This window comes from Streptomyces sp. 13-12-16, assembly GCF_002114215.1.
Lineage (GTDB): Bacteria > Actinomycetota > Actinomycetes > Streptomycetales > Streptomycetaceae > Streptomyces.
The window spans coordinates 1-827 of sequence record NZ_NCTE01001487.1; the positions used below are offsets into that span (position 1 = coordinate 1).

At 76.5% G+C, this 827-nt stretch carries 1 protein-coding gene; it reads left to right on the plus strand.

From position 1 onward, the window contains the following. The coding region (locus B7767_RS43235; protein ID WP_085576552.1) for a glycosyltransferase family 4 protein at positions 1-827 on the plus strand (827 nt) is incomplete at both ends.

The window sequence follows — 827 nt, forward strand, 5'->3', positions numbered from 1 at the left end:
GAACTCGCCCGCACCCTGCGCGAACTGCCGGACGGCGCCGTCGTCCTGCTCGACGGGCTGGTCGCCTGCGGGGTGCCCGAGATCGTCGTCCCGCAGGCGGAGGAGGGCCGGCTGCGCATGGCCGTCCTCGTGCATCTGCCGCTCGGCGACGAGACCGGGCTCGACGCGGCCGTCGCCGCCGAACTGGACGCCCGCGAGCGCGCGGTCCTGCGGGCGGTGCCCGCGGTGATCGCCACCAGCGACTGGGCCGTACGCCGTCTCGTCTCCCACCACGGCCTGGCCCCCGAGCGGGTCCATGTCGCCGCCCCCGGCGCCGACATCGCGCCCCTCGCGCCCGGCACCGACGGCGTCTCCCGGCTGTTGTGCGTGGCCGCGGTGACCCCGCGCAAGGGACAGCACCGGCTCGTGGAGGCACTGGCGGCGGTGGCCGACCTGCCGTGGAGCTGCGCGCTCGTCGGCGGGCTGGGACACGATCCCGAGTACGTCGCCCATCTGCGCGGACTCATCCGCGAGCACGGCCTCGAGGACCGGCTGGAGCTGACCGGCCCGCAGACCGGGGCCGCACTCGACGCCAGCTACGCCGCCGCCGACCTCATGGTGCTCACCTCGTACGCGGAGACGTACGGCATGGCGGTCACCGAGGCGCTGGCGCGCGGCATCCCCGTGCTGGCGACCGACGTCGGCGGGCTGCCCGAGGCGGTCGGCCGCGCACCCGACGGGGGAGTGCCCGGCATCCTCGTCCCGCCGGAGAACCCCGCCGCCATCGCCGCCGAACTGCGCGGCTGGTTCGGCGAGGCGGACGTGAGACGCCGGCTCAAGGCCGCCGC